We start from the raw sequence: 7,791 nt of genomic DNA, 5'->3' as shown, positions 1-7,791 counted from the left end.
CCCCTGTATTCATTCCCCATTCGAAAAAAGTTTCGGGCTTGCTGCATCTTCTGATCCAGCTCGAATAATTCGTGGTAATAAGCTTTTTCCTGTTCGTTCGTGGTAATAATTTTATGCATCCCGCCATTTTGAATAACGACTCTTCGGTCGGCCTGCAGGATGAGCAAGGGATCGTGGGTCGCCATAAGCACAATCTTTTCCTGGCTGACCAGCAATTCCAAAGCTTTACGCTTATCGACACCGGCATTTTCAATCTCATCGATCAGAACAATGGGTGCCTGACCAATACAAGCGACATCGGCAATCATCAGGGCCCGCGACTGGCCACCACTCAAAAAGGTAACAGGAGTATCAGGCTGAAAACCTTCACCGGAAAGCTCATTAGCTAAAGCAATCACTTCAGCAACCTTTTGGTCAGCATTCTCCAGGAAACGGCTTTGTGCATGCAACAACAGGAAACTCTGCACATCCATATCAAGTACAAAGTTCATATTTTGGGTGATCTGTGCAATCAGCTTACCACCATAGCTGCTTTTCATATTTTCATCGGGCGGTTCACCGTTCAACAGGATTTTGCGTTTGGTTGGTGTATCTTCATTGGCCAGCCATTCAATATCGGCAAGCAAACGGCTTTTCCCTGATCCGGTTGGGCCAACAATGCAGGTAATTTCGCCTGGCTTAATCAACAAGCTGCAAGCCTCCGGCTCACCCTGTTTATTATTTCCAGGTAATACTTCCAGTGACTGTATTTGCTGAACCGACTCAGCCTGCTGCATCCCTTCAACATAGTCGACAAAAAGCCCTGTTAGCTCTTCTGAAGTGGTTTCAAAATCATCCCAATAGTCGTCATTTACCTGCGCTATCGACTCCCGAAAACTAAATCCGTTAATCTCCAAATTATACACCTGAAGAAAGTCACTTAACACCGGGCATTGTTTAACCAGCTCGACCAGCGGTTGATCAACTAGAGCTATTCCTTCGCTCATGACAGTTTAATTTTACGATTTAATCCAACCTGAAAATCCTCTCCAACACGCGTTTCTCCCAAACAATAGGAACATAAAGCGGCGGGCATCGCAAAACGAAGTTTCAACGTTTCGGCATCCTGCACTGTTTTTGCCAGTCCAATCATACGAGCCAACTTATCCGCTCCCTGCCCGGTAATTCCGTTGATAAACAATACGCTTGCTTTAGGATTTACCTGTTGTATCTTAAAGCGAAATACTTCGCGTTCTGCCTGCGACACCAAATCACTTTTAGTAACCACAACCACATCTGCCAGCTTCAGCATCGGCCCGGTCTTTAAGGGCGTATTGATCCCACTCAGGTTGTCGAGCACACAGATGGCCATCATCTCTTTCAGGTGCGGAGCGCAACGATTACAGAGACCGGCACTTTCTGTAACCAAAGTGTTTAATTTTTGCTGCCGTGCCCAATCCAGGCACGCTTCAATGTTGGATACAAAATAATGGTCGGGACACAGATTACCGGCAATCCCTGTTTGTGCCGTAATTCCCGCCTTGATGTAACGTTCCTCATCCAGCGAACTGATGCAGTCAAACTTAATCACGCCACACTGCTGCTTAAGTCCGTCTACACTTTCAATCATCTTCAAAATAACAGAGGTTTTCCCCGAGGATGGCGGGCCGGCTATTGTTATCAGGCGAATCGGCTCCATAATTCATTTAGTTTTTGGTGAAACGATCATCCGAGCGTTGGCTGTGAGCCATCCGTTCATCTTTCTCATCCAGCCACCCGGAAATGGCATCGGGGCGATTGTCGGTTTGACGGAAAAAAGGCTTCATGTCAAGCAATGGGGTTCCATCCAGCATATCGGCTCCTTCGAAATAAACCTTATTCTCTTCCACCCTAACCAGTTTTACGGTCGACAAGCCAATAGCACACGGACGCTTTGGTGAACGGGTTGCGAAAATACCATGTTCTTTATTGTCCATAAATGGCTTCACCATCAAACTATAGCCTTCAACTTCGTGCAGATGATAAATCAAGGTAACATGTGAAAATCCAATCAGGTCTGTCAATCCTTCCTGCAACTCCGGTTTCAACTCAATAAAGCCTTCAACTCCTTTTGCTCCGACTGGTTGAATGGGCATATTAACCAAATTTTTATGAGGTGTTTGAATCAGTCCAATCGGTTCAAAACAAACAGTATTTAAATCATTTACACTCATACAACTACCTTTTGTTTCCAAACTTCCATAAATACATCTCGAATTTCGTCCTTCAATTTACCAATATCATGCTTCATCAGGAAATCCCAGCCTAACCACTTCACCGATTCGGGCAAATTGTTTTCTACATCAGGATGAATCGAAGGGAAATGACGCCCCACTAACATTTCACCCATTTCTTTCGACAACAAGAAGTTGAGAAGCCGCTGATGCTTAGCCATAGTCGACTTCCGCACCATCAAAAACACAGGGCTTGCAATCGCTCCATCATCAGGCCACAATACTTTTACCTTTGGACTTTTTATCCGTTTTGCAAAGAAATAGGGCATAATATAAATGGTAGCTGCATCCTCACCACCTTTATCAGCCAGTTTCACCATCTCGGCAGGGTGTTTACCGCTTCGAATATTTCGGGCCATCTGACGAATTGAATCGAAACCGTGATCCTTATAAAAAGGAAGCATCACCGCATTACAGAAAAAATCATCTTCTCCACGCATAATAATCTCGTTTTCAAAATCATCGGTCAGCAAATCAGACCAGCTAGCAGGCATTGGTATGGTTCCCAAACGCTCTGTATCCACCACCATCACCAGCATATTGGAAGTAAACATGGTATAATTCCCTGCAGGATCGGCAAAGCCAACCTTCTCCAGGTAGTGATTAGGCATGTATGGACTGAATGTTTCGAAAATTCCTGAATTGACAAAGCGATCCTGAAATGGTCGGTGAAAGAAATTATTGACATCCGAGGCAAGCATTATTTCCGGCAATTCATCAGCCGACGAAACATGATCTAACATCGGATAATACGACAACTCATGATTCACATTTCCTTCAGCCAGGTAATCCAATCCGGCGTATTCTGAGGGATGATCCAGAATATGCTTTTCCAGAAAATCTTTAAACGGATTACGCAACCCACATGGCAACATCGCCATAAAATGAAGCTCATGCAAGGCTTTGTCGGTCGTAGCAACGGCAGTCTGCTGAGTCAACGAATCGTTCAGTACTGCCAGAAAAGAATCTATATCGATAGAACGCGAGTTCAATAAAGTACCAACTCGGGTAAAACGTCCAATCTTTTTTAAAGTTTCTGCTTGAAAATAGCTGCCCAAACCTGCTTTTTCAAACACCGGAATCAATTCCGGGAAATTCTCAGCAATCGTTTGGATCGTATCGTTTTTGGAAATCTGCATAGATATGAATTTCGTTATTCAAGCAAAGCATCAGCAAGAAACCCTAGAGTCTCCGCGATGCGATGCTTTAATTAAAAAAAAGTCAAACTGTTATTCATCCAACAGATAACGAACCAAAAATTTCGCAAACCAGAATGAGAATTGATGATCAATAAATTAGATAATCTGAAAATTTTAAAACCTACATTTTTGTAGGATTATGGAACACCTATTCCACGGAAATGTCAGAAATGGCAAACGAAGGATACTTTGCCAGGAACGACAAATGCAAGCAAAAGGCACCCCTTATTTAATAGTTTACATACCATTACTTAAAAGAATATATCCCCTATTCTGATATGGCCGCGCGGAAGAATAGGGAAACTGCTACAAAGCAGCCCACTCCTGTTATTAGCTAATTTTCCTATTTTTGTTGCCGACTTATACAAATGCTTGTAATCGAATGAAAACAATCGTTGAATTATTTGAGACCAGTGTCGTTAAATTTCCCGACAACATCTATTTATGGGAAAAAACAACTGACGAATTTACTGGTACAACCTATAAACAAACACGAACAAAAGTTCTTCAGTTTGCTGCAGGCTTAATTAGCCTGGGTGTCCAAAAAGGAGATCGAATCGGCTTAATTTCGGAAGGAAGAAACCAATGGATCATCAGTGAACTTGGAATTCTGTATGCCGGGGCAATCAATGTTCCGCTATCGGTAAAGCTTGATGCGCAAACAGAGCTGAAATTCCGGTTAATTCATTCCGGCTGCCGTTTTCTAATTGTTTCGAAAGGTCAAGCCTCTAAAATTGAAGAAATCCGGAAAGACCTTCCCGATTTGGAGGCAGTAATCTACCTGGATGAAAAAGAAGAACCATTGGAGAATGACCTTTTCTTCTGCGATATTGTACAACAAGGTAAAACCCTTTTGCACGACAACCGAAAAATGGTAGAGGAACGCTATCAATCCATCCAGCCGAATGATTTGGCCAACATTTCATACACATCAGGAACTACTGCCGATCCAAAAGGAATCATGCTGTCGCACCTGAATTATGCAGCCAACGTACTACAGGCTAGCACACTAATGAATATTACTGCAGAGTGGCGCACCCTGGCTTTCCTTCCCTGGGATCATGCTTTTGCACATACAGCCTGTCTCTACTGTTTCATGTATTTTGGGGCTAGTGTTGCCTCTCTGGAAAATGGTTCAACACCACTCGAAACGCTGAAAAATATTCCAAAGAATATTAAAGAGATTAAGCCCGGAATTTTAATGAGCGTACCGGCAATTGCCAAAAACTTCCGCAAAGGAATTGAATCGGGCATTCGCCAGAAAGGCCCAAAAGCTGAAAAGCTTTTCAAACATGCCTTGAAAATTGCCTACAAGTATAATGGGAACGGCTTTAACCGGGGTAAAGGCATGCGGTTCATCTACAAACCGCTGGTTGCGCTATACGACAAGATCCTGTTCTCGAAGATACGCGAGAGCTTTGGCGGGGAGCTAAGGTTCTTCATTGGCGGTGGTGCCCTCCTCGACATTGAGTTGCAACGTTTCTTTTTTGCCATTGGCATTCCAATGTGCCAGGGCTACGGTCTTTCTGAAGCTGCACCGGTTATTTCATCGAACGTACTTGATGCCATCAAAATGGGTTCTTCGGGGCGTTTAGTCAAGTACCTGGAATTGAAAATTGCAGACGCTGACGGCAAGGAGTTACCAGCCGGTGAAAAAGGGGAAATCATTGTAAAAGGTGATAATGTTATGCTAGGCTACTGGAAAAACCCGGCAGCAACAGCAGAAACTTTACGCAATGGTTGGTTACACACCGGCGATATGGGCTATGTGGACAAAGATGGCTTCCTTTATGTTTTAGGTCGTTTTAAAAGCTTGCTTATTGGGCACGATGGTGAAAAGTTCAGCCCGGAAGGTATTGAAGAAGCCATTGTTGAGCAATCGCCCTACATTGACCAATGCATGATGCACAATAACCAGGATCCATACACAACCAGCCTGATTGTGCCGAATATTGCCGCTATTAACCGGGAGCTTGGCCATCAAGGTATTCAACCGGGCACAGACAAAGCTATTGACTTTAGCTTACAACTCATTCAAGCTGAAATCGACAAATACAAACGAGACGGGGAATTTGCCAACTCTTTTCCGGAGCGCTGGCTACCGGCTACAATTGCGATTCTGCCGGAAGCTTTTACAGAGCAAAATCATTTACTAAACTCAACAATGAAAATGGTGCGTGGAAAGATTAACGAACGTTTTGTCGATGAACTTCGCTTTGTATACACTGCTGAAGCCAAAAGTATTGTTAACGAGCCCAATAAAGCAGCAATGGCTAAATGGTTTGAATAGCGGCTAAAACAAGATAGCAAAAGGTAGGGACCAATTGGTTTCTGCCTTTTTCACGTTTTAAAGGCCACATAAGGACAAAAAAAATGACTCATTATGAGTCGATTTGAAGATAATGCGAAGCGCATCCGCTTTCGCAATTTGAAACAATAAGCATGGTGGCTTTTGTTTCAAATTTCTCTTTTTTCCAAACTTAACATGCCTGGCTAGGCAGATCCTGTTGCAAACTATGTTTCAGATAAGGCTTCACCAAATCTTTAGTCAGACCATTGGTTACATGAACTGCTTCAATACCCACAGACTGGATGTCTTCAATATTCCGGTATTCGTCATCAAAGAAAACAATGTCTTCCTTCTCAACATGTAACGACTTCATAATCCGATCGAAATGGGTCAATTTTGATCCCGGGTAAATTTCGCGAGCATCGAAAAAATGGTCAATCTCAAACATATGTAACAACTGCTTAGCAATTGTAGGCGCATTGGTTCTGGAAGCAACAGCAATCATATAACCTTCAGATTTCAGCTCGGCAAGTATTTCTTTTACCTCCGGATATAAGTAAATCCAACGATTATCCTGATCTCGCAATTTTCCTTCTTTCCAAACAAAAGGAGCATGTGTGCTATCACACCAGGTACCACCTGCATTCCAGATCGTAAAATCCAGATCAAATACAAATAGCTTCATAATTCTTACTTTTAGTTCATAATTATCAGATTCTTCTTACAGGAATCTACTAATAACAACCCTAAGTAAGCAATTTTATTGAATCTGAATTCTGAAGAAAATCACGATTGAATGAATTTATCTATAAATTCATATTCACTTAAAGAATCCGAAACAAAACAGCGTATATGTAATCGACACACAATAAAAAAACAGGTATGAAAATCTTGCTAGTTTTGTAAACCAGTAAATGAAAAAGAAAACATTTACATCCTACCAAATAGAGTATAAATCTGTCAAGCTATTTTAGGAAAAGTCACCCACAGTTTTTTGAACACTCTCTCGCAGACCAGCTGCAGTGGTTCGCAGATCAACTGCAGCAGTTCGCGAAGCATTTGCAGTCGTTCGCTGACCAATTACGAAAGTTCGCGAAGCAACTGCGGCTGTTCGCTGAGTAACTTCGGACGTTCGCAAACCAATTGCAGTAGTTCGCCAGGCAATTGCGGGACCTGAAATGGCATTTTCGATTGTTCGCCAGGTGTTTGTCTGTAGTGTCCCTATTTTTATCACAGGATATCCGACCTTTTAACTCAACCGCCGTAATTATTAGGGCGATTAAGTACCTTGGCGATTGTTACTTTCAAAAAGAAAGAGGGCAACCATTAGGTCACCCTCTCAACTATTCATTATTAAACTTTGTAAGCTTCGACTAAAGCCTATCAAAATGTCAAAAATTTTTAATTCAAGTCAGTAATAGGACTGTGTTTAGGTACCAATACTTTCATGATTGCCCAAGATAATAAGTAGGCAAAGGCACAAACAGCAAACATGATCCCGTAAGCATGCGATACATTTGAGCTAATGATATCAGTTGCTCTGTCAACCATTGACGGATCAACAACAACACTTGAAATATCATCAACATTAATATCTTTCAAATTGATTGTACTAGTCGCATGAATTAAGCCTTCAGCTTTAGCTGCCATAACCCCTTTAATACGGTATGAATCTTCCATGTATCCAGCAAATAACTGAACAAGAACACCACCTAGACCACCTGCAGCAGCACCAATACCGGTAACTGTACCAACAGCTTTTTTAGGGAACATATCAGATACTGTTGTAAACAGGTTAGCCGACCAAGCCTGGTGAGCTGAACCACCAATACTAATAATAGCTACAGCGGCAACAATACCCAGCGTAGCAGCATTTTGTGTAAAAATAAGACACAGTGGTGCGATGGCGATCAACAACATTGAAGTCATACGAGCTTTATAAGCTTCCCAACCTTTATTCATAAACTGCAATGGAATTGCACCACCATAAACAGAACCTACAATGGCAATACCATAAACCACAAAAGTCGCAATCATCACCGTGTACTTT

8 protein-coding genes are annotated in these 7,791 nt (G+C 42.3%); 1 reads left to right on the top strand and 7 read right to left on the bottom strand.

Annotation, left to right across the window (positions count from 1 at the left end):
- From AC37HE_RS10180 to AC37HE_RS10165, 4 genes are all read right to left on the bottom strand, one after another.
- A partial coding sequence (locus AC37HE_RS10180) for an ATP-binding cassette domain-containing protein (RefSeq protein WP_500782728.1) occupies positions 1-986 on the bottom strand: 986 nt, incomplete at its 3' end.
- Entirely contained in the window at positions 983-1,678 is a 696-nt protein-coding gene (locus AC37HE_RS10175) for a GTP-binding protein (RefSeq protein ID WP_500782727.1), read from the bottom strand. The genes AC37HE_RS10175 and AC37HE_RS10180, both read right to left, overlap by 4 nt.
- Positions 1,679-1,685: 7 nt before the next feature.
- The gene (tsaA, locus tag AC37HE_RS10170) at positions 1,686-2,192 is read right to left on the bottom strand and encodes a tRNA (N6-threonylcarbamoyladenosine(37)-N6)-methyltransferase TrmO (protein ID WP_500782726.1); all 507 of its coding nucleotides are present in this window, start codon (positions 2,190-2,192) and stop codon (positions 1,686-1,688) included.
- Positions 2,189-3,391: an ABC transporter substrate-binding protein gene (locus AC37HE_RS10165; RefSeq protein WP_500782725.1), complete on the bottom strand. Its 1,203-nt coding sequence runs from the start codon at positions 3,389-3,391 to the stop codon at positions 2,189-2,191. Before AC37HE_RS10165 ends, tsaA begins: the two co-directional genes overlap by 4 nt.
- A gap of 442 nt (positions 3,392-3,833) precedes the next feature.
- Between AC37HE_RS10165 and AC37HE_RS10160 the strand changes: the two genes are divergently transcribed.
- Positions 3,834-5,741: an AMP-dependent synthetase/ligase gene (locus tag AC37HE_RS10160; RefSeq protein ID WP_500782724.1), complete on the top strand. Its 1,908-nt coding sequence runs from the start codon at positions 3,834-3,836 to the stop codon at positions 5,739-5,741.
- A gap of 190 nt (positions 5,742-5,931) precedes the next feature.
- Here AC37HE_RS10160 and AC37HE_RS10155 read toward each other — a convergent pair whose 3' ends face one another.
- The 3 genes from AC37HE_RS10155 to AC37HE_RS10145 form a co-directional block, all read right to left on the bottom strand.
- On the bottom strand, positions 5,932-6,426 hold the full coding sequence (locus AC37HE_RS10155) for a magnesium-dependent phosphatase-1 (protein WP_500782723.1): 495 nt from the start codon (positions 6,424-6,426) through the stop codon (positions 5,932-5,934).
- A gap of 285 nt (positions 6,427-6,711) precedes the next feature.
- Entirely contained in the window at positions 6,712-6,975 is a 264-nt protein-coding gene (locus AC37HE_RS10150) for a hypothetical protein (RefSeq protein WP_500782722.1), read from the bottom strand.
- 167 nt (positions 6,976-7,142) lie between these two features.
- Positions 7,143-7,791: hypothetical protein (locus AC37HE_RS10145; protein WP_500782721.1), on the bottom strand; the 649-nt coding region annotated here is incomplete at its 5' end.

This window comes from Mangrovibacterium sp. (assembly GCF_059905295.1).
The sequence above is the reverse complement of the archived record's forward strand: the minus strand, read 5'-3'. Positions and strand labels throughout refer to the sequence as shown.

Coding starts and splice junctions, on each gene's coding strand:
- tsaA (WP_500782726.1), bottom strand. CDS start 2,192: ATGAGTGTAAATGATTTAAATACTGTTTGTTTTGAACCGATTGGACTG.
- AC37HE_RS10165 (WP_500782725.1), bottom strand. CDS start 3,391: ATGCAGATTTCCAAAAACGATACGATCCAAACGATTGCTGAGAATTTC.
- AC37HE_RS10160 (WP_500782724.1), top strand. CDS start 3,834: ATGAAAACAATCGTTGAATTATTTGAGACCAGTGTCGTTAAATTTCCC.
- AC37HE_RS10175 (WP_500782727.1), bottom strand. CDS start 1,678: ATGGAGCCGATTCGCCTGATAACAATAGCCGGCCCGCCATCCTCGGGG.
- AC37HE_RS10155 (WP_500782723.1), bottom strand. CDS start 6,426: ATGAAGCTATTTGTATTTGATCTGGATTTTACGATCTGGAATGCAGGT.